The organism is Sphingopyxis sp. (assembly GCF_016704835.1).
GTDB lineage: Bacteria > Pseudomonadota > Alphaproteobacteria > Sphingomonadales > Sphingomonadaceae > Sphingopyxis.
The window spans coordinates 535,615-557,594 of record NZ_JADIZJ010000001.1; the positions used below are offsets into that span (position 1 = coordinate 535,615).

Sequence of the window (21,980 nt, forward strand, 5' to 3'; positions counted from 1 at the left end):
GAAGTGCGCTGCATATAGGCTGCGGCGCGTGAGTCGGCAAGGGGGAATGAGATAGCGGGAGCGCCGACTTCCCACGTCAGCCCTTTGCGGAGCGACGTGCCCGCCGGCGGATGACCAGTGCCGTGATTATACCGAACAGGCTGATCAGGAACGCTGTCGACTTGATCGGCTGCGCTGCCGCGGCAATCTCGGCCAATCTGTCATCGCCGGCAAACCGCAGCGCCTGGATAAACTGACAGATCGTCTCGATATAATCGGCGACCCCAACAATGATCGCGGCCGCGATGATCATCCAGCCCAGCCTTCGCAGCGCCGGTTGCTGTGCGGCATGAAACATCTGCCCGCCACAATAGGCCCCAAAGGAATAGATGGCGATATAGACAAGGTCCAACGCGATGGCCCACTGCGCAATGTCCATCACCCCCGCCGCCCGCCAAGCCGCCTGAATGGCATCGACGCGCATGGCACTACCGGCCGATTGATGGTCCCTTATCCCCCCTGGCGACACATCGTTCACAAACAGGGGGTTCATCGCGATCATAATAGCCAGGATGAGCAAACCGCCCAGCCAGAAGCGCCAGAAGCTTTGCTCGAGCTTGTTGCCGTCACGCATGCGGCCCCCCCTACAATTGATCCAATATCGTCCCCATACGTCGCCGGACCGTCACCGCGCCCGCAACGGCAACATCATGGCGTCCACGGATGCATTTGGAAAGCAACCGATACAATGTCACGCCGACACCCAGGAGCAGAAGTCGCTTTTCCATCGCGGTGAAACACGCTTTTGGGGACGGCATAGCGAGGTGAGGCAGCAGATGATTTGCCGAATCCTTATGTTTGTCCGCGATCAGGATTCCATGACCGGCGCAAAAGCTTGACTTTTCGTCAAATTTATTGCAGTCCGGTTCCGCTAACGTCGCCTGCGACGGAAATTTGATGCCTACGGCTGATACTTCCCTTCACGCGCTACCAGCTCCTCCGGCGCTTTTGCCGGTTGATTATCTGTTTTCGTGAAAGGAAACATCCCATGCCCATCGGCACCGTAAAATTCTTCAACAGCGACAAAGGCTATGGTTTCATTGCCAATGAAGATGGTTCGGGCGACAGCTTCGTCCACATCACTGCCGTCGAGCGCGCCGGCATGTCGACGCTGAACAAGGAACAGCGCGTTTCTTACGAGCTGGAAACCGACCAGCGCGGCAAGACCTCGGCTGTCAATCTTCAGCCTGCATGAATGAACTCCGGCCCGGCGTCCTTGGGCGCCGGGCCGGACCATTCGCCGTTCGCTCAGCACCCAGCTCGATCCGGCCCCAGAGGATGATCCAATGGACATGAACGAGCTTTTCTACCATCACCAGATGGCGCTAATGACGCTCAGTCAGCCGCGCGGCCGCGGCGCCAGCGCCCGCCATGCCAGCTTTGATCTGCCCGGCCATTATGCCCAGCGCATCGATGCGTATCGCGCCAAGCGCGGCTTGCGCAAATATTTCACCGGCCCCCCGCACCCGGCCGCGGTTCCGATCATCATCGGTTAGTCGACTCGTTCGACCTCGATATGCGGCCAGCGCGCTGCCAGCCGCACCGCCCAGCGATCATAAGGCCACGGGATCACTTCCTCATCGAACCAGGACAGCCGGTCGCCAGCGCGGTCATAGAGGTGCACTGCGTCGCCATTGTCTTCCTGTCGCACGATGCGCAACATGCTGATCTGCGAGGGATGGATTCGTCCCTCATCGCCGCCGCTGCTCCCGATCCGCCCCTTCCACCACACGAGGTCGCCCGTTGCGGGATCGATAAAGCTGCCGCGGTTCGGATTGGCGAGCATGTTGAGTCCGGCGCCAAGTGCGACCAGCGCCCCGAAGCCTTGTGCCAGTGGCACCAGCCAGGGCGCGCATTCGCGGCCGTCCTCGCTGCAGTTATCGGCCGGATCGATGATCGACCCGGTCCACAGAAATACCAGTCCGAAAGCCAGCAGCAACCACATGCGCCAATCGGTGCGCGCGCTGCGCCAATAGGATGGAATGTCGGCGATGGTCATGGAACCCGCCTACCCGAACGCACTCAACAGGGCACTAACGGCTAGCATAGCCGCATTAAGCCTGTGCACGGTGGTTGTTCCGCTGTGGGCCAACCGACACATTGCAACATTTTGTTCGCGTTTGCGGGTATAAGGCGGTTCGGCAGCCGTGCGTGCGAATCATCCGCGGGCGCGGCGATGGAATTTATCGCACGCATGAAGCCCGAACTGTCCCTGACCGCCCGCTCGACGTGGCGCGACCCGGCGCCGGAAAAACCGGCGGGACCGGGGCGTGGCTTTTGGGCCGCGATCATCGCCGTGATGGCGGTCGCATGCCTCGCCTTCCTGCTGTCGAGCGGACAGCTCCGCCCGCCCGCGGTGTTCGGCCCGTACAGCGTGTCGGTGCCGCTCGAATTTCGCGCGTATGACCCGGCGCGCTGGGCGATCATGAATGCCGAGGATTATGAGGACGCGCTCAAAATCGATCCGACGCTGCCCGATCCCGCGAGCATCGGCTTTGGCGATGCCGCGGCGCGGCCCCCCGCCGACCCTGCGTTGCTGCGCGACGAGGCCTTCGTCGGGCCGCCGGCCAAGCCCTATGTTTTTCGCGGCGTCACTGCGCTCGATCGCGAGCGCGCCCATTACTGCCTGACCGCTGCCATATATTATGAGGCCGCGTCGGAAACCGACGACGGGATGCGCGGCGTTGCGCAGACGGTCATCAACCGTGTTCGCCACCCGAGCTTCCCCAACACCGTGTGCGGCGTGGTGTTTCAGGGTTCGCAGCGCGCGGGCGTCTGCCAGTTCACCTTCAGCTGCGACGGCGCGATGGCGCGCGCACCCAGCAAGCCCAACTGGTTACGCGCCAGCCGCGTCGCATCGGCGGCGCTCGGCGGATATGTCTTTCCGAAGGTCGGTCTGGCAACCCATTACCACACGCAGGCGATCTGGCCGCGCTGGGGCAAAAGCCTGGTGATGACCAACATCGTCGGCGCGCATATCTTCCACCGCTGGCGCGGCCGCTGGGGCATGGTCGATGCGTTTCGGGCGCCGTACCTTGGCCGCGAGCCGGTACCGGGTCCCTATCTGCCGCTCGCACAGCAGTTGGCAATCCTCAAGGGTCTGGGCGTTCCGCCCGGCGCCGGTCCCGCCCCGATGCTCAGCGGCGTCGGCGCAGCGCTGCCCGATGTCGCCGCGGCGCCGCTGCCCGGCACCCTGGCGCCCGCAGCGCCGATCGCAACACCGTCAACGGCTCCACCCACACAGACTTACGCCGATCCGCGGCTCAACCAGTCAGGCCAGGTCCGCGAAGAATTCCGCGCCAGCGGAGAGTGGAAACGCTGACGCAACCGGGCTAGGCTGCCTGCCACACGACAGGGAGGCTGGGATGGGACATGTTAAAGGCATCGGCGGGCTGTTTTTCCGGGCGCGCGACCCCGACGCTCTGAACACCTGGTACAAGGAAAGGCTGGGTATCGGCGCCGGCTGCAACGCCGACGACACCGGCCCGATCGACGAGTGGGCGTGGAACGTGACCGCTGGCCCGGTGGTGTTCAGTGCGTTCAAAAGCGACACCGACTATTTCGCTGCCGACAAGCAGCATATGCTCAACTTGCGCGTCGCTGACCTCGACGCCGTGCTCGCGCCTTTTCATGCGGCGGGTGACGAAGTGATCACCAAGGGCGAGTGGAACGACCCGGCAATCGGCCGCTTCGCGCGCGTTCACGACCCCGAGGGCAATCCGATCGAATTGTGGGAACCGCCGGAAAGCTGACGCCTATGTCCGTTCGTGTCGAGCGAAGTTGAGACACTGTGAGAGGATGCGCGACCGATGGGCATATCGACTTTGCTCGAAGCGAGCGGCGTTTGTCGTCGCAGTGGCTTACCGCCCCTGACTGCGCCAGCGTTTGACCACCCGCTCGAGGATCTCGGCCTCGCCGCCGGTCTCCTTCCACAGCTTCGAGAACAGCGGGTCGCTCGAGGCGGGTCGCTTTTCTTCTTCCAACGTATCAAGATACACGCGGATCGGGATCGACACGCCTTCGCCGCAAACGATACATTCGCGGTTGCGCAGCGCGGGGATCGAATCGATGAATCCGCGCGCGCCTTCGGGCATCGCCGCTTTGACGAAATGCTGGTCGCGCTCGTTGTTGAGGCGCATCGAAATGATCGTGCCGCACTGTGACAGCACGCCTTCAGCCAGATCGGACGGGCGCTGGGTGATCAGCCCCAGCGACACGCCATATTTACGGCCTTCTTTGGCGATCCGTTCCAGAATCTTGCGCACCGCCTGCCCGGTCCCGACGTCTTTCGACGGGATATAGCGATGCGCTTCTTCGCAAACGAGCAGGATCGGGCGTTGCGGTTCGCCGCGCGACCAGATTGCATAGTCAAAGGTCAGGCGCGACAGCACCGCGACGACGACCCCGGTGATATCCGAAGGCACCCCCGAAACGTCGATGATCGAAATCGGTCGCCCGTCCGACGGCAAGCGAAAAATCTTGCCGAGAAAGCCCGCCATCGTGTCGGCGACGAGCATGCCCGAGAACATAAAATTATAACGCGGGTCAGCGCGCATTTCTTCGATCTTGCCCTTGATCCGCATGAACGGCGCGGTTGAAGTGGCCTTGTCGAGCCTGCCCATTTCATTGGTCAGGATGCCGAGCAGGTCAGAGAGAAGATAGGGTATCGGCGAATCGACAGTGATTTTCGACATGCCTTCGGCCAGCCGGTTCTTCGTGCGTGCCTGCAACAGGCAGCGCGACAGCACGTCGCAGTCCGCCTGACGGTCACGACCTTCGGCGGTGACGAACACTTCACAATGTTCCTCAAAGTTCATCAGCCAATAGGGCATGGCCAAGTTATCGACGTCGAACAGCGCGCCGATACCCTTGAACGCCGCCGAATATTCGCCGTGCGGGTCGATCATCACGATATGACCCTGCGGCGCGAGTTCGCAGATCTTGTGCAGGATCAGCGCGGCGCTGGTCGATTTACCCGTACCGGTCGAGCCGAGCAGCGCAAAATGCTTGCCGAGCATAGCGTCGACATAGAGCGAGCCGCGAATATCCTTGGTCGGATAGACGGTGCCGATTTCGACATGCGCGCGTTCGTCGGCGGCATAAATTTGCTTGAGGTCGGCGCTGGTCGCGGCGAACACCTGGCTGCCCGGAATCGGATAGCGGGTGACGCCGCGCCGGAAATTCGAAATTCGGCCGGTGATCTTTTCTTCTTCGCCTTCGCCCAGAAAATCGATCGTCGCAACGATCAACCCTTCGCCGCGGGCGTGCAATTGCTGGTCACGGATGCTGGCGATCAGCCAGATATTGCCAACGCGGACCTTGACCTGCGCCCCGACTTGTCCGGCCATGGCTACCGCAGCGTCGCTCGATCCCGCCAAATTACCGATCGTCGCGGCGTCCAGCAGGATGCGTGAAGCCGAACCCGAAATATCGGTGACTTCGCCGATCATCAGATCGTCGCGATGATGGTTGATCACCGGGGCCACCGAAGCCGACGCACCGCCGCCGGCGAGCCGAACATGCTGCGCCGCCGTCGAATCACCGACGGGAAATCCGCCACTCTGCATATCCATCAAAACGCCCCGCCTAAAATGGTCCCGGACGTCGGTATCGCAGGTCAGGGTAAATATAGGCTAAAGACTTCCTGTCCGGACCCTGGTTCAACGACGGCGGAAAATCGCCGACGCAGCATAGCCGAGCAGCAGCGACAAGATCACCGCCGTCAGGCCATAAAGAAAGCCGTGGCGTTGCGCCGCCAGCGCAACAAAGCGTTCGAACCCCGCCTTGCGGATCTGCACGTCGCGCGAGGCGACGGCAAGCACCCGGCCGCGACTGATCAAAAATGTCTCGGCACGATAAGTACCCACCGGGACGCGCGCCGGCACCGGGATACGTGCGCGATAGAGGACCCCTTCGGTAATTTCGACCGCTGCCGGATTTTCATAGAATAGCCCGAGCCGACGATAAAGATCGGTCAGGCCCGCTTCAAAGCGTTGCAGCTTGCTTGCCTCCGAAAACTCGGTCGGCGACATCGACAGATTGGCGAGCCCCAGTTCGAAAATCGCCGCGGTACGTTCGTCGACCAGCTTGTCGATCGGGCGCGACGATCCGATCGCGTAAAATCCCGGCGATGTGCGAAGCCGAATGCTGCTCGCGTTAACCCATATCCCGGCAACCCGCCGCTTTTCGCGCAGCACGATCGGGCGCATCGGTCCTTTCAGCACGACGACGATGTCGGCGCGGTCGTCGGGCAGTCGCTGGTCGGGATAGAGGATGGCGCCGAACAGCAGCAACTCCTCACCGGTAAAGCTGTACTGGATATCGATCGCGCGGCTCGACACATCGGGAACCAGCCGCGGATCGGCCGCCTTCGCCGTGCCAACCGGAAGCATCAGCGCCGCGAGCCACAGGATCAAGGCGGCCCGACACATCATTGCACCGAGTAAATTTCATCGGGCCGGATGAACAGGCCGACCGCCATTTGCAGCGCCACCAGCAGCACGATCACCGCCAGCGCGAGCCGCAGATATTCGGGCCGCGCCTTTTGCGCAAAGCGCGCCCCGAATTGCGCCCCGACGACGCTGCCGAGCAGCAGCAGCCCCGCGAGTACAATGTCGACCGCGCCGGTGGTGAGCGCGTGAACCATCGTCGTTGCGATCGTCACGAACAGGATCTGGAACAGCGAGGTGCCGACGACGACCTGCGTTCCCATGCCGAGCAGATACAGCATCGCCGGGACCATGATGAAGCCACCGCCGACTCCGAGCAGCATCGTCAGCACCCCGCCGATCATTCCGAGCAGCAGCGGCGCGAGCGGTGAGATGTAAAGGCCCGAACGATAGAAGCGCCAGCGCAGCGGCAGATTGGCAACCATCGGATGATGGCGCCGCTTGCGCGCGGGAGCGGGCAATCCGGCCTGCGCAGCACGATAGCTGCCCCACGCCTCGCGCCCCATGAACGTACCGACCGTACCGAGCAGCGCGACATAGAGCACCGAAATTACCGTATCGATTTGCCCCCAGGCGGTGAGCAGTTCGAACAACCCGGCGCCGATCAGCGACCCCAGCAGCCCGCCAGCGACCAGCACCGCGCCCATCCGCAGATCGACCCCGTCGCGTTCCAGATGCGCCATCACCCCCGACACGCTCGCGCCGGTGACCTGCGTCGCCGCTGACGCAGCGGCGACGGTCGGCGGGATCCCGTAAAAGATCAGCAAAGGCGTGGTCAGGAACCCGCCGCCGACGCCGAACATACCCGACAGAAACCCGACGCCGCCGCCAAGCAAGACGATGACCAGTGCATTGACCGACAGATTGGCGACAGGAAGGTAAAGGTCCATGGGCCTCGAAACATGCGTCTGCGGCGTAAAACTGCGCCGAGTCCGATGACCCTAGAGTATTTTTTCGGTGCGGGGAATCGGCTGTACCGCTATTTTTGCGGCAGCTTAAAAGTCGCTCGCAAGCGTCAGCGCCAATCCGCGTTTGCGCCGCGCATTTACCGCAAACCGCTGGCGCCGGTCGAGCGCGATCCGGCTGCCGTCGCCGACATTCGGCAGGCTCAGGGTCAACCGCGGCCCGACGTCGACGCGCGCCGCACCCGGCTGAACCGCCCCCCGCCGCCAGCGCACCGATCCGCAACGGCGCGTCCTCGTCGGGGCCAAGTCGGCGGTCGATCACATTCGCCCCATCGGCAAATCCATCGCGCTGCGCCCCAACCATGCCCGCCTGTCCATTAGCTTCGAGCCGGAATCCACACGGTAGCGCGACATCGCCGACCCCGCCGGTGACCTTCGCGGCGAACGCGGTGCCCCGTTCTTTGCCCACTGCCAGGCGCTGTTCAACCAAGACATCGACCGCCCAATGCCCGACCGGAGCAAAAGCCAAAGCAAGCTCGCGCGGTTCACGGCGCCGCACCGCCAACGTCGCGCGGCCATACGCGCGAGCGCGACCGGTATCGCCGAACCCCTAAGCGACCCGAAATCCGGCCTGACTGCCGCCCAGCTGGCTTGCTGCCGCGATGCCTTCAGGCGCGCACAAAGCGCCATCGCGCAGATTGAGCCGGCCGCCGAGCAACCAGCCGGCGATCTGGCGCCGCATCCAGAATGGCTTGCCCTGCCCCGGCGCCGCCTGTTCTGTTCACTGACCGAGTACCAGTCGGCCTTGCTGCGCCGCACGGCCATCCGCAACGCTCCGCCCAACAGGTCGTCGAGCCCGATCAACAGGATGCTCACCGACGCAAACAGCATCCGTTCGTAGCTGGTCCCACGGCCGAGCCATTCCAGCCATGCGGTCGATAGCGCGACCCACCGGCCTCGTGCCGGCGTGGCACCCACACCGACAGTGCTAAATCCCAAGGTGAATTTGTAAAGACAGGCGCCAAGAGCTAGGACACCGGCACCGCTGACGGCACAAGAGGAATGATCGTTCGATGAATGGCAGAATTGCGCCGCCTTCGGCGCTGCGCGACTTTCTTGAGAGCGAAAGCGCCGGCGGCATGCTGCTGATTTTCGCCGCCATAATGGCGATGATTATTGCTAATTCGGCGCTGGGCGATGCGTACCATCATGCGATCCATGCGGTGACGGGTCCGGTGCTGACCGACAAGCTCGGGCCGATGACGGTCCATCTGTGGATAAACGACGGATTGATGGCGGTTTTTTTCCTGCTCGTCGGGCTCGAAATCAAGCGTGAGTTCGTTGACGGACGGCTCGCCAGCTGGGACCGGCGGCGGCTGCCGTTCATCGCCGCGGCGGCGGGGATGGCCGTGCCCGCGGCGCTGTATCTGATGTTTGCCGGCTCGACGCCGGGGCTGGCGCAAGGCTGGGCGATTCCCGCCGCCACCGACATCGCCTTTGCGATGGGGGTGCTCGCGCTCCTCGGCAAGCGCGCGCCGACATCGCTCAAGCTGTTCCTCGTAACTGTCGCGATCGTCGACGACATGGGCGCGGTGGCGATCATCGCGCTCTTCTACACCGCCGAAATCAACCTGGCCGCACTCGGCGCCGCCGCCGCAATCCTGAGCGCGATGTTCGTGATGAACCGGCAAGGGGTAAAAAGCCTGCCGCTCTACCTGCTGATGTTCCTGTTGCTGTGGTACGCGATGCTGCTGTCGGGCGTCCACGCCACCATCGCCGGTGTGCTGGCGGCGATGGCGATCCCGTTCGAGCGCACCCCTGGCGCCCCCGACAGCCAGACCTCGCCGCTCCACCGGCTCGAACATGGGCTCCACCCCTGGGTCGCCTTTGCGATCGTGCCGCTGTTCGGTTTCGCCAACGCCGGGGTCGATGTCGGCGGACTGACCGCCGAACAGCTGTTCGCGCCGCTGCCGCTCGGCATCGCGGCGGGGTTGTTCTTCGGCAAGCAGATCGGCATTTTCGGCAGCGTGTGGCTGGCGGTCAAACTCGGCATCGCGGGAAAGCTGCGCGGGGCGACCTGGCTGCAAATTTATGGCGTCGCAATGCTCTGCGGGATCGGGTTCACCATGAGCCTGTTCATTGGCGGGCTCGCCTTCCCTGGCAATGCGCTGCTAATCGAAGAGGCCAAGATCGGCATCCTGATGGGATCGCTCGCCGCGGCGCTTGTCGGTTTTACCGTTCTGCGCTTTGCCCCGCTCCATCACCAGCATGAAGCGGTCGAGCGCGAATCCGATGCCGAAATCGCCGCCGACGGCGATGTCGAGGACACCTCCGAAGACGATGAGCCCCTAACCGCATGATGTGCAAGTCAACGACGCTGGCGCTGGCCGCCGCCACCATCCTGTCGGGCTGCGCAACCGGCCAGACCGCGCGCGTTTCCGGCACCTCCGACATCGCCGCAATTAACGTCCGCCGCACTCCGGCCTCGGCGCAGGCGCTGAACGACATTGCCGCAACCTACCTCCGGCTGACACTCGAGATCGGTACCCACGAGGACGGCTATATCGACGCCTATTACGGCCCGCCCGAGCTGAAGACCGCGGCCGAGGCAGCACCGCGCGACAAGCCGGCCTTGCTCGCCGCAACGCGCGATCTGACCGCTCGGCTCAACGACACCGCGCGCCGCCTGTCCGACCCGCAGGACCGCCGCCGCGCCGCTTTCTTGCGCGCCCAGCTGCGCGCCGGCGAAACGCGGCTCATGATGATGCAGGGCACGCGCTTCGCCTTCGCCGACGAAGCTGAGCGCCTGTTCGGCGTCCGCCCGCAGCTCCAACCCTTCGCCAGCTATGACCAGCATCTCGCCGCGGTTGAGGCGCTCGTTCCCGGCATCGGTCCGCTCGCGACGCGGGTCGAGGCCTTTCTCGATCGTTTCACCATTCCCAAGGGCCGGCTGCAAAAGGTGTTCGACGTCGCGATCGCGCGCTGCCGCGGCCGCAGCCTCGCGCATATTCCGATGCCCGATGGCGAGAGCTTCCGGCTCGAGTTCGTCACCGGCAAAAGCTGGAGCGGCTATAATTATTATCAGGGCGCCTACCACAGCCTGATCCAGGTCAACACCGACCTGCCGATCCGCCTGTCGCGCGCGCTCGACCTCGGCTGTCACGAGGGTTATCCAGGCCACCACCTGCTCAACATGAAGCTCGAGGAAAAGCTGGTCAAAGAGCGCGGCTGGGCCGAATTCAGCGTCTATCCGCTCTACAGCCCGCAAAGCCTGATCGCCGAAGGCACCGCCAATTTCGGCATCGACCTCGCCTTTCCCGAAGCGAGTAAGGCCGCGACCGAGCGCGACGTGCTGATGCCGCTCGCCGAAATCCCGGTGCCGTCAGACGATCGTTACTGGCAGCTGCTCAAGGCGATCGACGCGCTCGCCGGCGCGCGGCTCACCATCGCGCAGCAATATCTCGACGGCGTGATCGACCGTCCCACCGCGGTGACGCTGACCCAGAAATATCTGCTGGTGTCGGAAAAACGCGCCGAACAATCGGTCAGCTTCACCGACCAGTATCGCAGCTATGTCATTAACTACGGCCTCGGCGAAGCCATAGTCCGCGCGCATATCGAACGCGGCAAACCGAGCCGCGACGAGATGTGGAGGCGGATGGCCAAGCTGGTCAGCGAACCGACGCTGCCCGCGGACCTGCTGACCAAATGAAGGGCGCCGCGCCCTTGCTTTGGCTCGGCCAGTCGGGATCACCGCGACGCCCACCCGCGGGGGTGTATCCGCTCGGCTGATTGCACCGATCCGCTCAGCCGTGCCATTTTTGCAAGGGAATACCCCATGCTCGACAAAACCGATATCCACGCCCGCCTCGAAGCCCCCGTCCTCAAGGATTATGGCGTTTACCTCGCGGTCGACCGCCTCCTCGCCTGCCAGAAACCGCTCGCCGACCTCGTCACTCCCGACGAACTGCAATTCCAGATCGTCCATCAGGTCGAGGAATTGTGGATGAAGCTCGCCGCCTTCACGCTCGCCGAAATCGACCAGCATTTGCGGGATGGTCAGATCATGCGCGCCATCACCCTGTTCGGCCGCGTCCATATGCTGCTGCGGATGATGACCGACCAGCTGGCGCTGATCGAAACGATGAGCCCCTATGACTATCAGGCGATCCGGCTTCAGCTCGGCAACGGGTCGGGGCAGGAAAGCCCGGGGTTCCAGATGCTGTTGACCCTGCCCGCGGGGCTATGGGACTGCTATTGCACCCTCTATCTGGACCCGCAAAACCGGACGCTCACCGACATTTACGACACCGGCTATGCCCACGACGAAGCCTATCTGGTCGCCGAGGCGCTGATCGAGTTCGACGAGCTGTTCCAGAAATTCCGCGCCCACCACATCTACCTCGTCCACCGCTCGATCGGCATGGGATCAAAAGCGATCAGCGGTCGCGCGGTCGACCTGCTCGACGCCGGCGCGCGGCACCGTTTCTTCCCCGAGCTATGGGCGATCCGTGCGCAAATGACCGACCGCTGGGGCGCCGAATATGGGGTGAAGCGCGATAGCATCCGGCACGGCGAAGCGGGGCATGGTAGCGGGGTTTAAGAGCTCCCTCTGCCGTCGCCATTGCGAGCGCAGCGAAGCAGTCAAGGGCGGAGTACGCGGGCTCTGGTTTGCGTCCCTGCGCTCGCAATGACGAGGGTTAGATATCCACCACGATCTTCCCGAAATGCGCATTCGCCGCCTGATGCCCGAATGCATCGGCGAGGCGTTCGAGCGGGAAATTATCGCTGATAATCGGGCGAATGCCGTTCGCCTCGATCCCCGCGATCATGTCGAGCTGTTGCTGGCGGCTACCGACGGTCAGCCCCTGCACGCGCAGATTCTTTGCCATCAGTAACCCGGTCTGCACCGGTCCGGCGAAGCCCGCGAGGACGCCGATCAGCGCGACATGGCCGCCGACGCGGGTCGCCATCATCGACTGGTCGAGCGTACCTGCACCGCCGATTTCGACGACGGTATCGACCCCGCGCCCGCCGGTCAGCTCGAGCGCACTGGCGCCCCACCCGGGCACATCCTTATAATTGATCAGCTCGTCGGCCCCCAGTGCCTTCAGCCGCTCCAGCTTGGCGCCCGACGAGCTTGTCGCGATCACCCGTGCGCCCGCGGCCTTGGCGAATTGCAGCGCGAACACCGACACCCCGCCGCTGCCCTGCACCAGCACGGTCGATCCCGGCTGCGTCACCCCGTCGACGAACAAAGCGCGCCATGCGGTGAGTCCGGCGCAGGTCAGAGTCGCGGCCTCGGCGGCGCTGTACCCCTGCGGAACGCCCGTAAACCAGTGCTGCGGCGTCACCACCACTTCGCGCGCGTAACCGTCGATACCGTCGCCCGGCACGCGGCGAAACGCCGTCGCGGGCGGGGCACCGTCGATCCAGTCGGGAAAGAAGATCGACACGACGGTGTCGCCCGGTTTGAACTGCGTGACCCCCTCGCCCACCGCCTCGACCGTCCCGGCGCCGTCGGACATCGGGATGCGGCCGTCGGCAGCGGGAATCAATCCGACGACGACGGCATAATCATGAAAATTGAGCGACGACGCAGCGAGCCGCACCCGGATCTCGAACGGCCCCGGATCACCGGGGTCGGCCAGATCGACCAGCGTCAGATTATCGAGCGAGGCGGGGGCGCGAAGCTGGACCGCCCGCATTATTCGGCCGCCATCGCCATTTCGACGCGCTGCGGGCCGCGGATCACCCCGCCGGGGGTCGGCCCCTGCATGGCGCCATCGCGGAAGGTGACGTCGCCGGACTTGATCGTCGCGACATAGCCGTCGGCCTTTTGCAGCAGGCGCTTGCCGCCCGCGGGCAGATCGAACGCCAGCCACGGCTTGCCGAGCTTGATCGCGTCCATGTCGATGACGTTGAGATCGGCGAGATAGCCGGGCGCGAGTATGCCGCGATCCTCAAGCCCGTAAAGCAGCGCAGTATCGCGGCACTGGCGCTTGACCGCATGTTCGAGCGCGATGCGTTTGCCCGCCCGGTCGCGCACCCAATGCTGGAGCATGAATGTCGGCGAGGCTGCGTCGCAGATCGTTCCGCAATGCGCGCCGCCGTCGGACAGGCTGTTCACCGTGTCGTCGGCATGCTGCAAATCCTCAAGGAAATTGAGGTTGCCATCGCGGTAGTTGAGGATCGGGAAATAGATGAAGCCCTTGCCCTCGTCCTTCATCAGCAGGTCATAGGCATACTCGGAAGAGCTGACCCCGGCGGCGGTGGCGCGCGCCATGATGCTTTCGTCCATCTTGGGTTCGTAGTTGAAGTCGGGGTCCATCTCGAACTGCACCGGCCAGCCGAGTGCGACGATTTTCAGGAAATCGATGATATCGCTTTCGGGCCAGACATTCTCTTCTGCGATCATCCGTGCCTTGAACGCCGGGTCTTTCAGCTTCGCGAGCTGCTCAGCCCACTGCAGGTCAATGATCTCGTTCCAGGCCGGTTTGAAGCGGAACGGATGCACCGTGCCCTGCCACGCCATGATAATGCCGTTGCCGCGCAGCGCGATCTGCGCGACGATGTTGGCACCGGTCGCGTTCTGGCGCCGCATTTCCTCGATCTGCTCTTCGAGCGGCAATTCCTTGGCAATCGACTGGAGCGCGGCGAAGGTCACCGGCAGCCCGGTTTCGCGGCTGAGGTCGCCCATCCACTGAAACTCGTTCCACTCGCGTTTCAGGTCGCTCGCCATTTCGAACACGCCGTAACCGACGCGCCCCATCGCGCGGCCGATCGCGATCAGCTCCTCGGCGGTCGCAGTGGTGCCGGGGACGAGTTCGCCGTCGATCGATTTGTGGAGCACGGTGCGGCTGGTCGAGAAACCGAGCGCACCGGCGCGGATACCCTCCTCGACGATCCGCGACATCTCCGCAATATCGGCGTCGGTCGGGATCGCGCCGGGCTTCTCGCGGTCGCCGAGCACATAGGCGCGCACCGCGCCGTGCGGGACGTGGCAGGCGACGTCGACGGTGCGCGGCAGTTTTTCGAGCGCGTCCATATATTCGGGGAAGGTCTCCCAGTCCCAGCTCATACCCTCGGCGAGCGCCGTGCCCGGGATGTCCTCGACCCCCTCCATCAGCGAGATCAGCCATTCGTGGCGGTCGGGCTTGGCAGGGGCAAAGCCGACCCCGCAATTGCCCATGACGACGGTGGTCACGCCGTGCCAGCTCGATGGCGCCATTTCGGCGTCCCATGTCGCCTGGCCGTCATAATGGGTGTGGACGTCGACGAAGCCGGGGGTGACGATCTTGCCGCTGGCGTCGATTTCGTCGCGCCCCGCGCCGAGGTTTTCACCCACCGCGACGATCCGGTCGCCGTCGATCGCGACGTCGGCGACAAAGGGCGCGCCGCCCGAACCATCGACGACGGTGCCGCCGCGAATCACCAGATCAAACATCCCGACTCTCCTGATTTTTTAGTTTCACGAAGAAACCTATCATCAAATTCGCGATATGCAAATAAACGGGCGAAGGGGACGCGATGCTGTTATACTGGCGCGATACACCACGGGAGTCGATGCCATGATCCGTCCGCTTACCCTCGCGCTGCTGCTCGCCCTGTCGGCGACCCCGCTGACCGCCAAAGAAGCCGCTGCGACCGACTATGCCGCCGCGCTCGCCGATCCGGCGCGCCCCGCCGCCGACCGCGAGCGTGACGCGGCGCGCAAACCCGCCGAGCTGCTGGCCTTCGCGCAGATCGCACCCGGCGAACAGGTCGGCGATTTCGTCATGGGAGGCGGCTATGTCACCCGCCTGCTCGCCGCCGCCGTCGGCCCCGCGGGTAAGGTCCACGCCTTCCAGCCTGCCGAGTTCATCGCATTCAAGGCGCAATATGGCACCGATCAGGCCGCGGTCGACGCCGCCTATGCCAATGTCGAAGCCGTTGCCGGTCCGTTCGCCGCGCCCGCCTTTGCCCGACCGCTCGACACGATCATCACGGTGCAGAATTTCCACGACCTCTATCTGAAGCCCTTTCCCGAAGGCACCGGCGAAAAGGCGAGCGCCGCGCTGTTCGCGGCGCTGAAACCCGGCGGCGCGCTGATCGTCGTCGACCACAGCGCCGCCGACGGGACGGGGACGACGCTGGCCGACAGCCTGCACCGCATCGACAAGGCGGCGGTGGTCGCGGCGCTGACCAAGGCCGGGTTCAAGCTGGAGGCCGAGAGCGACCTCTACCGGCGCGCCGATGACCAGCGGACAACGAACGTCTTCGACCCTGCGATCCGCGGCAAGACCGACCAGTTTACCCTGCGCTTCCGCAAACCGAGTTAGGACCAGCATGGCCGACGATGATTATGTCTATGACGAAGCGAGCGGCGAATGGCTGTCAGCGGGCGACATCGCGGCGCGCGATGCCGCCGCTGCCGCCGGACCCGAAGTCCGCGACGCGGTCGGCAATCTGCTCGCCGATGGCGACTCGGTCGTGCTGGTGAAGGATCTGACCGTCAAGGGCGCGGGGCAGACATTGAAGGTCGGCACCGTGATCAAGTCGATCCGCCTGACCGGAGACACGCAGGAAATCGATTGTCGACACGAGGGGATCAAGGGGCTGGTGCTGCGCGCGGAGTTTGTGCGCAAGCGCTGAGCGCCTACGTCCCTTCCCCCTTGATGGGGGAAGGATATGTAGCCCCTTATCGCGCAGCGATTAGGCGAAGTTGGATGGGGGTGAGGCGCGTCCTTGCACTGCTGCTTGAGGCCGGAACGGCACCCCCGTCGCTGCGACTGGGAAGCAAGCTTCCAAGTCTCGCTGCCTCCCCCTCCAGGGGGAGGGAACATAGTCCGCTTTCAACTTACCCCAGCGTTCCCTTGCGCGGCCCCAGATAGCCGAACAGATATGCCCCGACCTTCCTCATCTGAATCTCCTCCGCCCCCTCGGTGATCCGGTAGCGGCGGTGGTGGCGATAGATATGCTCGAAGGGCTTGTGCCGCGAGTAACCGAGGCCGCCATGCACCTGCATCGCACGGTCGGCGGCTTCGCAGCACAGCCGGTTCGCCCAGTAATTGCACATGCTGACCTTGTCCGACAGCGTGTGCTCGATCTCCTTGTGCGGGGCGTTGTCCATGTCCCACGCGGTCTTGCGGATCAGCAGGCGCAGCATTTCGGCCTGCGTCGCCAGCTCGACGAGCGGGAACTGGATCGCCTGATTGCGGGCGAGCGCCTCGCCGAATGGCTTGCGCGTCCGCGCATATTTGACGCTTTCCTCGATACAGAACACCGCGGCGCCCAGCGACGACGCCGCCTGCCGGATACGGTTCTGGTGGACGAAGCTCTGGGCGATCGACAGCCCGCCGCCGACCGGGCCGAGGCGCGCACTATCTGGCACCCACACATTGTCGAAGGTCATGCGCGGATGGTCGGTCGGCATGTTGAAGGTCCACATATATTCGTCGACGGTCATCCCCGGCGTGCCAGTGGGGACGAGCAGGCAGGTGATCCCCTTCGCATCGCCATCCTTGCCATCGGTGCGGCAAAAGGTCGCGCAGTGGGTCGCGACATGCATGCCGGTGATCCACATCTTGCGCCCGTCGATCCGCCAGCCCTCGACTCCATCGCGCGTCTCGCGCACCCCGCGCGTTTCCATATGCGTCGCGTCGCTGCCATGATCGGGTTCGGTGAGGCCGAACGCGGTGCGCCGCTTGCCCTCGAACCCGCCGATGATGAACTCCTGCTTCTGTTCGTCGCTCGTCGCAAATTGTTCGAACATCTCAACGAACGGGAAATTGCCGACGATGCTATGCTCGTTCTGCAGATCGTTGTGGAGGCCCAGCCCTTTGGCCGCAAAATGCTCGCGGATTACCGCCATCGCGAGGTTCGACCCGTCATTGCCGCCATATTTTTTCGGCGCCGAGAAGCGCCAGTGCCCCGCGGCGTCGGCCTTGCGCGTCGCCGCTTTGAGCAACTGCTCCCAGTCGCGGCGCGGGAGCCCCTGATTGTCCCAGTCGGTGCGCGCATGTTCGCGGCGATGGTCGAAGAAGCGGATATTGTCGTCGGCGTCCTCCAGCGGCTTGATCTCGGCCGCGATGAAGGCATCGAGTTCGTCCAGATAGGCCTGCAACTCGGCGGGCATCGCAAAATCCATGTCTCTCTCCCTTGTCCTGTTATCCGCGCCAGTCGGCGCGCGCCGCGCAAAACGCAGCATATTTGGGGCTGTCGACCGCGCATTTATCGAGCACCGCGCGGCGCAGTTTCGCGAGCAGGCCGGGTTCGGCGAGGGTGGTCGCGCCGCTGAGCAAGGCGGTCGCCAGCGCCTTGTCCTCCGCGCGCACCCCGGCATCCAGATCGCGCATCACGATCCCGAGCGCATTCATCGCCACCGCGACCTGAAACTTCGCATGGCCCTCGGCGTTGGGCTTGATCTCCTCGGCCAGCCAGTCGCGCACCGCCTGCACCACCTCGCGGTTGGTCGGCTCGCCCGTCGGTGCCGAAACAGCCGGTGACAATGACGGCAGCGCGCGGTCGCACTCGGCCGCTGGCGCTTCGGCCTCCAGCAACAACAGCAGGTCAAGTTCCTGTTCGGCGGTGCGCCGCCCAACGACGACGCGTTCGACTGTCGGATCGGCGCCGCTGCGCCACGCCTGCCCCATCTGCAAACAGCCGAGCGCCCACCACAGGGTGCGATACACCAGCCAGAAGTGGAAGCGCTCGCGGTCGACCGCGCCCCCGCCCGCGGCCTCATAAGCGGCGAAATAATCATCGAGGCTACCCACCCCAAACGCCGACTGGTCGATTCGCCCGAACCGCCACACCGTCATGCAACCGAACGCCAGATCCTCATGCGCGTCACCGCGGTGCGCGAGCTCCCAGTCGAGCACGACGGCGAGACCGTCCGCATCGACCATGATGTTGCCCATGCGGTAGTCGCCATGGACGAGTACGGGGTCGGCGGGCGGCGGCAGATGATCCTCGCACCATTTGATTGCGAGCGCGATCACCGGCCGATCGCCGCCATAATCGAAAAAGCGCGCCTTCAGCTCGGCGAGCGCGGCGGCGGTGTCCATCAGCGGGATGGCGGCCGGGATCGTCGCCGCCGGAATGGCATGGATGCGCGCCAGCTCGCGACCCAGATCGGTCAGCAGCGACGGCGGCGGATCGGCCAAAATCTTCGCGGGGTTCACTTCGGCGATGACCCGCCGCATCACATAGCCGGTGCCCATGCCATCGCTATCCGTCAGCACTCCGACGACCTCGGGCGCCTTCACCCCCGCGTCATGCGCCGCGATCACCAGCGCCGCTTCGTCGGCATGGCCATAGGGCCGCCCCGCCATATAATCCGCTGACGGCGCACGCCGCAGCACATAAGCGCCGCCCACCCAGTCGAACGCCCAGCTTTCCATATTGGCGCCGCCCGACAAGCGGATCAGGCCCGACACGCCTCCAGGACCGACGGTCCGCACCATGAAAGCGGATAGCAAAGGGCGCAGATCGATCATCGCGCCAATGGTGCGGGCTACGGACCGCGAGCGCAAGCCGGCAATCGCGTCAGGATGGCGCGCTTGGCGGCATCAAGGAACCATGAAACGCGCCAGGTTCAAATAATAGGACGCAACCGGCCGCCCGTTCTCATCGAGTGCAGGCTCGAATTCGGCGCGGCGCATCAGGGCTTTGCAAACGGCCGCGTCGAATCCCTCAGGATTGGTCGACTGCTGAATATGACAGGATTTGGGGCGCCCATCCTCGCCGATGACGAGCCGGAACTGGACCAGACCTGGCTGATATTTGCGGATCATATCGGGCGGATAGTCGTTGGGCCTGAGCCAGGTCGCGGGTGAGCTCATCGGTTTGGCCGGCCGCGACAATTTTCGATTCTGCTCGGCATCGACGCCCCAGGATGCGAGCAACTGATCGGTGCAGGTGCGCAGCGCGGTGAAGGCGCCCTTCATCGACCCCGTTCGCAACCGCACCGGTTTGCGCAGTGGCCGTCCGATGCCGATCTCGGTGACCGATGCCTCGTCGTTTTCGGCAATGATGGCCGGGGCCGGAATAACCCCCGCGGCACTCGCGGGCGCCGGCCGCAGGTAAACACCCGAGCGGAAGATCCAGGCGGGCTGACCCTCGCCAAAATCGCCCATGTAAAAGTCGAGCTTCTGTTCGGGCAGGTCGGGGCCGAAACGGATCGTCGCCGTGCCATCGGCCGCGCTCCGCTTCATCGGCGGACCGACCAGATTGAGGCGAAAGACGCTACTTGGCGCAAAACGGTCGATCAGCAACGTGATACTTTGATCGCCGGTTCCGAAATTGCGCGCCAGGCGGCAATAATCATCCGCATAATGCACATTCCACTTCGACGACGGCTCAAGCGTCGTGATTGCGTCTGTGACCGGTGGAGGGGCCGGCTGCAGCGCCAAAGCCAGCACCGTTAGCGCGCCATTTTGTGCAATCATCATAAGGACATCCTATCGGCCGACATTGCGGGTCGCAAGTGGGTGACAATCCCGTGCGGTCGTTTTCAGCGCAGGCGCTTGATCCGCCGGTCATACCATTTTGCGGCAAAATGCAGTCCCCACGCCAGCGGGATCGCGGCGAACACCCAGCGCCAGTCGGCACGCTCAATCAACCCTTGGTCGAGATGCGAGGCGTAAGCGAACAGGATGAGCGCCGCGACCAGCAGGAGCATGCCCGTCTGGAACCCGTTGTGCCCGCTGCCCAGCCGCGCCGGATCGATCGGCAAAGGCGCGCGTGCGGCGATCGCCGCTTCGATGCCGTCGCGGCGAGCCCGCCAGCCCGCGACATAGTCCCAGATTTCGATGCCGATCATGCCAACCTCGACGATGAACGCGCCCAGCCCGATCGCGGGGCCATGGTATCGCTGCGGGATCGCCAGCAGGTCGAGCAGCCAGCCGCCGCCGAACACGATGATGAGCAGCGCGCCGATCGCCCATGCAGCCTGCACCGGGATCGCCGCGATCATCGCATCGACATGAGCCTCGACCTCGCCGCGCCAGCGCGCGACCTCGTCGGGCTTCACCCCCCGCGCTCGCCCGTCACGGCAGCGGTACGCCGGACCCATCGCTGTATCGACGAACCAGCGGTCGAAACGCCGCAGTTCGGTGTCGCGCATCTGCCGCTGCTGATAATCGCTGATCAGGGCCATATTGCCGCCACTAGGACGAAGGGTTTACCGTTCGGATAACGACGCACGACCGTCGCGAGGGGATGACGGGCACCATGATGCCCGTCAAATGCGCATCATTCGGCAGCGGGGCTCTCCGCCGCGGTCAAGGCGCCATTCTGGATCAGCCATTGCGGATGATCCGCCTGCACCGATGCCATGATCCGGTCGACCGCGGCGGCGACCTGGTCGCCTTCGGCCTCGCGATCGCGCTGGACGACGACGCGGCGTGCCTGCGCGTCGATCATCACGCGGTCGCGGCGCACCAGTTCGCCGACCGTCAGCTTTGCGAGGATCGTGCCGCTATCGGCTTCGCGTTGCTCGAGCGTTGCGATGCGCTGGTTCAGCCGTTCTTCGAACTGCACCGCGGCGTTGGTCTGCTGGCGCAGCTGGACAATACTGACGCGCACATTGCGGGCGAGCTCGTTGCGGACGTTGCTGGCCAGCCGCTGGTTGAGCTGCGAGGCATATTGATCGACCAGCACGACGCCGTCCACGGCGATGTCGTCATTTTCGACGCGCACGGTCAGCGTGTCGATACGGTCGCCATCGCCCAGCAGGGTGTCAAGTTCGGACTGTACCGTGGTGCGCGCCCGCAGCTCGCGCGCGATGTTGTTGAGCGACAGCGCGAGCGGGATCGACAAGATGCCCAGCGTGACGATGATCCCGATCACCTGCATCGCCGTATGCTGCGGCGTCAGCGACGGCCCGAAACGGTTGATCCGCGCGATGCCGGTCGCCGCAAACGCAATCGCCAGCGTGTTGGTTAGGAACAGCAGCGCCGCTCCCAGCGCAAAGTCGAAGCGGCCGGTCGCCAGACCAAAGCCGATCGTCGACAATGGTGGCACCAGCGCGGTCGCAATCGCGACGCCGACCATTACCCCCGACAGCTTGCGCATGATCGCATACACGCCCGCAATGCCCCCGACGACCGCGACCCCCAGGTCGAGCAGGGTCGGCTGGGTCCGCGCGCGCAGTTCAGCCGTCACGTCCTGAATCGGCGATATCCAGATGATCAGCATCGCAACAATGATCGCGAGCGCCATCCCGGCCGCCATCGTCACCAGCGATCGTTTGATCAAATTGCTTTCGAGCGTCGCCAGCCCGAAGCCGACCCCCATGATCGGGCCAAGCAGCGGCGACACAAGCATCGCGCCGATCACCACCGCCGCCGAGCTTTGCAGCAGGCCCAGCGTCGCAATCGCCGACGACAGCGTGATCAGCAGCAGGAATTTCTGATTGAGCCGCGCGTCGCGCGCCACACTCGCCAAAATCAGCGCGCGACCGTGATCGTCTTCTTCGCCATTGTCGTCGTCATCGACTTCGCGGCCGATCCCGGGACGCGCCGAGCGGCGACCCCCGGCATTAAACGGGGCGTCGCCAAGGCCGGGGACTCCGGGATGGTTGCCGGCCACCGACAGGACCGTT

23 protein-coding genes are annotated in these 21,980 nt (G+C 64.3%); 10 read left to right on the forward strand and 13 right to left on the reverse strand.

Annotation, left to right across the window (positions count from 1 at the left end):
• Nucleotides 1-76: 76 nt before the first annotated feature.
• Nucleotides 77-613 (reverse strand): hypothetical protein, encoded by a 537-nt coding sequence (locus IPF76_RS02735; RefSeq protein WP_293839316.1) that lies wholly within the window; start codon nucleotides 611-613, stop codon nucleotides 77-79.
• Nucleotides 614-1,027: 414 nt separating this feature from the next.
• On the opposite strand from IPF76_RS02735, the gene IPF76_RS02740 reads away from it, so the two are divergent.
• Together IPF76_RS02740 and IPF76_RS02745 are read left to right on the forward strand one after the other, a co-directional pair.
• Nucleotides 1,028-1,234: a cold-shock protein gene (locus IPF76_RS02740; RefSeq protein ID WP_088442721.1), complete on the forward strand. Its 207-nt coding sequence runs from the start codon at nucleotides 1,028-1,030 to the stop codon at nucleotides 1,232-1,234.
• A gap of 97 nt (nucleotides 1,235-1,331) precedes the next feature.
• Nucleotides 1,332-1,535 carry a hypothetical protein gene (locus IPF76_RS02745; RefSeq protein WP_293839319.1) on the forward strand — a complete coding sequence of 68 codons (204 nt, stop codon included), beginning with the start codon at nucleotides 1,332-1,334 and terminating at the stop codon, nucleotides 1,533-1,535.
• Here IPF76_RS02745 and IPF76_RS02750 read toward each other — a convergent pair.
• Entirely contained in the window at nucleotides 1,532-2,038 is a 507-nt protein-coding gene (locus IPF76_RS02750) for a hypothetical protein (RefSeq protein WP_293839322.1), read from the reverse strand. The genes IPF76_RS02745 and IPF76_RS02750 overlap by 4 nt on opposite strands.
• A gap of 177 nt (nucleotides 2,039-2,215) precedes the next feature.
• On the opposite strand from IPF76_RS02750, the gene IPF76_RS02755 reads away from it, so the two are divergent.
• Nucleotides 2,216-3,361, forward strand: a complete 1,146-nt coding sequence (locus tag IPF76_RS02755; protein ID WP_293839325.1) for a cell wall hydrolase — start codon at nucleotides 2,216-2,218, stop codon at nucleotides 3,359-3,361.
• 43 nt (nucleotides 3,362-3,404) lie between these two features.
• On the forward strand, nucleotides 3,405-3,791 hold the full coding sequence (locus IPF76_RS02760) for a VOC family protein (protein WP_293839328.1): 387 nt from the start codon (nucleotides 3,405-3,407) through the stop codon (nucleotides 3,789-3,791).
• A 108-nt stretch (nucleotides 3,792-3,899) separates the two neighbouring features.
• On the opposite strand, the gene IPF76_RS02765 is transcribed toward IPF76_RS02760, so the two are convergent.
• The 4 genes from IPF76_RS02765 to IPF76_RS02780 form a co-directional block, all read right to left on the reverse strand.
• Complete coding sequence (locus IPF76_RS02765; protein WP_293841869.1) at nucleotides 3,900-5,489, reverse strand: DUF87 domain-containing protein; 1,590 nt, start codon at nucleotides 5,487-5,489, stop codon at nucleotides 3,900-3,902.
• A 210-nt stretch (nucleotides 5,490-5,699) separates the two neighbouring features.
• Nucleotides 5,700-6,470: a TIGR02186 family protein gene (locus tag IPF76_RS02770; protein ID WP_293841872.1), complete on the reverse strand. Its 771-nt coding sequence runs from the start codon at nucleotides 6,468-6,470 to the stop codon at nucleotides 5,700-5,702.
• A complete protein-coding gene (locus IPF76_RS02775; RefSeq protein ID WP_293839331.1) occupies nucleotides 6,470-7,378 on the reverse strand; it encodes a sulfite exporter TauE/SafE family protein in 909 nt (302 codons plus the stop codon). The genes IPF76_RS02770 and IPF76_RS02775 overlap by 1 nt, the downstream gene beginning before the upstream one ends.
• Nucleotides 7,379-7,483: 105 nt before the next feature.
• Entirely contained in the window at nucleotides 7,484-7,699 is a 216-nt protein-coding gene (locus IPF76_RS02780; RefSeq protein WP_293839333.1) for a hypothetical protein, read from the reverse strand.
• Between the two features lie 199 nt (nucleotides 7,700-7,898).
• On the opposite strand from IPF76_RS02780, the gene IPF76_RS02785 reads away from it, so the two are divergent.
• From IPF76_RS02785 to IPF76_RS02800, 4 genes are all read left to right on the forward strand, one after another.
• Nucleotides 7,899-8,294, forward strand: coding sequence for a hypothetical protein (locus IPF76_RS02785; RefSeq protein ID WP_293839336.1), 396 nt, complete (start codon nucleotides 7,899-7,901; stop codon nucleotides 8,292-8,294).
• Between the two features lie 172 nt (nucleotides 8,295-8,466).
• A complete protein-coding gene (nhaA, locus tag IPF76_RS02790) occupies nucleotides 8,467-9,753 on the forward strand; it encodes a Na+/H+ antiporter NhaA (RefSeq protein ID WP_293839338.1) in 1,287 nt (428 codons plus the stop codon).
• Nucleotides 9,750-11,105, forward strand: a complete 1,356-nt coding sequence (locus IPF76_RS02795; RefSeq protein ID WP_293839341.1) for a hypothetical protein — start codon at nucleotides 9,750-9,752, stop codon at nucleotides 11,103-11,105. Before nhaA ends, IPF76_RS02795 begins: the two co-directional genes overlap by 4 nt.
• A gap of 126 nt (nucleotides 11,106-11,231) precedes the next feature.
• Nucleotides 11,232-11,996 carry a tryptophan 2,3-dioxygenase family protein gene (locus tag IPF76_RS02800; RefSeq protein WP_293839344.1) on the forward strand — a complete coding sequence of 255 codons (765 nt, stop codon included), beginning with the start codon at nucleotides 11,232-11,234 and terminating at the stop codon, nucleotides 11,994-11,996.
• Between the two features lie 97 nt (nucleotides 11,997-12,093).
• Here IPF76_RS02800 and IPF76_RS02805 read toward each other — a convergent pair whose 3' ends face one another.
• Entirely contained in the window at nucleotides 12,094-13,101 is a 1,008-nt protein-coding gene (locus IPF76_RS02805) for an NAD(P)-dependent alcohol dehydrogenase (RefSeq protein WP_293839347.1), read from the reverse strand.
• On the reverse strand, nucleotides 13,101-14,840 hold the full coding sequence (locus IPF76_RS02810; RefSeq protein ID WP_293839350.1) for a D-aminoacylase: 1,740 nt from the start codon (nucleotides 14,838-14,840) through the stop codon (nucleotides 13,101-13,103). The genes IPF76_RS02805 and IPF76_RS02810 overlap by 1 nt, the downstream gene beginning before the upstream one ends.
• 124 nt (nucleotides 14,841-14,964) lie before the next feature.
• Here IPF76_RS02810 and IPF76_RS02815 point away from each other — a divergent pair, with 124 nt between their 5' ends.
• Nucleotides 14,965-15,714 carry a methyltransferase gene (locus IPF76_RS02815; RefSeq protein WP_293839353.1) on the forward strand — a complete coding sequence of 250 codons (750 nt, stop codon included), beginning with the start codon at nucleotides 14,965-14,967 and terminating at the stop codon, nucleotides 15,712-15,714.
• Between the two features lie 7 nt (nucleotides 15,715-15,721).
• Nucleotides 15,722-16,027 carry an alkylphosphonate utilization protein gene (locus IPF76_RS02820; RefSeq protein ID WP_293839356.1) on the forward strand — a complete coding sequence of 102 codons (306 nt, stop codon included), beginning with the start codon at nucleotides 15,722-15,724 and terminating at the stop codon, nucleotides 16,025-16,027.
• Between the two features lie 205 nt (nucleotides 16,028-16,232).
• Here IPF76_RS02820 and IPF76_RS02825 read toward each other — a convergent pair whose 3' ends face one another.
• The 5 genes from IPF76_RS02825 to IPF76_RS02845 form a co-directional block, all read right to left on the reverse strand.
• Nucleotides 16,233-17,522, reverse strand: coding sequence for an acyl-CoA dehydrogenase family protein (locus IPF76_RS02825; protein ID WP_293839359.1), 1,290 nt, complete (start codon nucleotides 17,520-17,522; stop codon nucleotides 16,233-16,235).
• Nucleotides 17,523-17,541: 19 nt separating this feature from the next.
• A complete protein-coding gene (locus tag IPF76_RS02830; RefSeq protein ID WP_293839362.1) occupies nucleotides 17,542-18,873 on the reverse strand; it encodes a phosphotransferase family protein in 1,332 nt (443 codons plus the stop codon).
• Nucleotides 18,874-18,945: 72 nt separating this feature from the next.
• Complete coding sequence (locus IPF76_RS02835; protein WP_293839365.1) at nucleotides 18,946-19,827, reverse strand: TonB family protein; 882 nt, start codon at nucleotides 19,825-19,827, stop codon at nucleotides 18,946-18,948.
• A 62-nt stretch (nucleotides 19,828-19,889) separates the two neighbouring features.
• Nucleotides 19,890-20,534 (reverse strand): hypothetical protein, encoded by a 645-nt coding sequence (locus tag IPF76_RS02840; protein WP_293839368.1) that lies wholly within the window; start codon nucleotides 20,532-20,534, stop codon nucleotides 19,890-19,892.
• Between the two features lie 95 nt (nucleotides 20,535-20,629).
• Entirely contained in the window at nucleotides 20,630-21,967 is a 1,338-nt protein-coding gene (locus IPF76_RS02845; RefSeq protein WP_293839370.1) for a DUF389 domain-containing protein, read from the reverse strand.
• Between the last annotated feature and the right edge of the window lie 13 nt (nucleotides 21,968-21,980).

Excerpts from the sequence above, each read along its gene's own strand:
- IPF76_RS02735 (WP_293839316.1), bottom strand. The coding sequence starts at position 613 with ATGCGTGACGGCAACAAGCTCGAGCAAAGCTTCTGGCGCTTCTGGCTG.
- IPF76_RS02740 (WP_088442721.1), top strand. The coding sequence starts at position 1,028 with ATGCCCATCGGCACCGTAAAATTCTTCAACAGCGACAAAGGCTATGGT.
- IPF76_RS02745 (WP_293839319.1), top strand. The coding sequence starts at position 1,332 with ATGAACGAGCTTTTCTACCATCACCAGATGGCGCTAATGACGCTCAGT.
- IPF76_RS02750 (WP_293839322.1), bottom strand. The coding sequence starts at position 2,038 with ATGACCATCGCCGACATTCCATCCTATTGGCGCAGCGCGCGCACCGAT.
- IPF76_RS02755 (WP_293839325.1), top strand. The coding sequence starts at position 2,216 with ATGGAATTTATCGCACGCATGAAGCCCGAACTGTCCCTGACCGCCCGC.
- IPF76_RS02760 (WP_293839328.1), top strand. The coding sequence starts at position 3,405 with ATGGGACATGTTAAAGGCATCGGCGGGCTGTTTTTCCGGGCGCGCGAC.
- IPF76_RS02765 (WP_293841869.1), bottom strand. The coding sequence starts at position 5,489 with ATGATCGGCGAAGTCACCGATATTTCGGGTTCGGCTTCACGCATCCTG.
- IPF76_RS02770 (WP_293841872.1), bottom strand. The coding sequence starts at position 6,470 with ATGTGTCGGGCCGCCTTGATCCTGTGGCTCGCGGCGCTGATGCTTCCG.
- IPF76_RS02775 (WP_293839331.1), bottom strand. The coding sequence starts at position 7,378 with ATGGACCTTTACCTTCCTGTCGCCAATCTGTCGGTCAATGCACTGGTC.
- IPF76_RS02785 (WP_293839336.1), top strand. The coding sequence starts at position 7,899 with ATGCCCGACCGGAGCAAAAGCCAAAGCAAGCTCGCGCGGTTCACGGCG.
- nhaA (WP_293839338.1), top strand. The coding sequence starts at position 8,467 with ATGAATGGCAGAATTGCGCCGCCTTCGGCGCTGCGCGACTTTCTTGAG.
- IPF76_RS02795 (WP_293839341.1), top strand. The coding sequence starts at position 9,750 with ATGATGTGCAAGTCAACGACGCTGGCGCTGGCCGCCGCCACCATCCTG.
- IPF76_RS02800 (WP_293839344.1), top strand. The coding sequence starts at position 11,232 with ATGCTCGACAAAACCGATATCCACGCCCGCCTCGAAGCCCCCGTCCTC.
- IPF76_RS02805 (WP_293839347.1), bottom strand. The coding sequence starts at position 13,101 with ATGCGGGCGGTCCAGCTTCGCGCCCCCGCCTCGCTCGATAATCTGACG.
- IPF76_RS02810 (WP_293839350.1), bottom strand. The coding sequence starts at position 14,840 with ATGTTTGATCTGGTGATTCGCGGCGGCACCGTCGTCGATGGTTCGGGC.
- IPF76_RS02815 (WP_293839353.1), top strand. The coding sequence starts at position 14,965 with ATGATCCGTCCGCTTACCCTCGCGCTGCTGCTCGCCCTGTCGGCGACC.
- IPF76_RS02820 (WP_293839356.1), top strand. The coding sequence starts at position 15,722 with ATGGCCGACGATGATTATGTCTATGACGAAGCGAGCGGCGAATGGCTG.
- IPF76_RS02825 (WP_293839359.1), bottom strand. The coding sequence starts at position 17,522 with ATGGATTTTGCGATGCCCGCCGAGTTGCAGGCCTATCTGGACGAACTC.
- IPF76_RS02830 (WP_293839362.1), bottom strand. The coding sequence starts at position 18,873 with ATGATCGATCTGCGCCCTTTGCTATCCGCTTTCATGGTGCGGACCGTC.
- IPF76_RS02835 (WP_293839365.1), bottom strand. The coding sequence starts at position 19,827 with ATGATGATTGCACAAAATGGCGCGCTAACGGTGCTGGCTTTGGCGCTG.
- IPF76_RS02840 (WP_293839368.1), bottom strand. The coding sequence starts at position 20,534 with ATGGCCCTGATCAGCGATTATCAGCAGCGGCAGATGCGCGACACCGAA.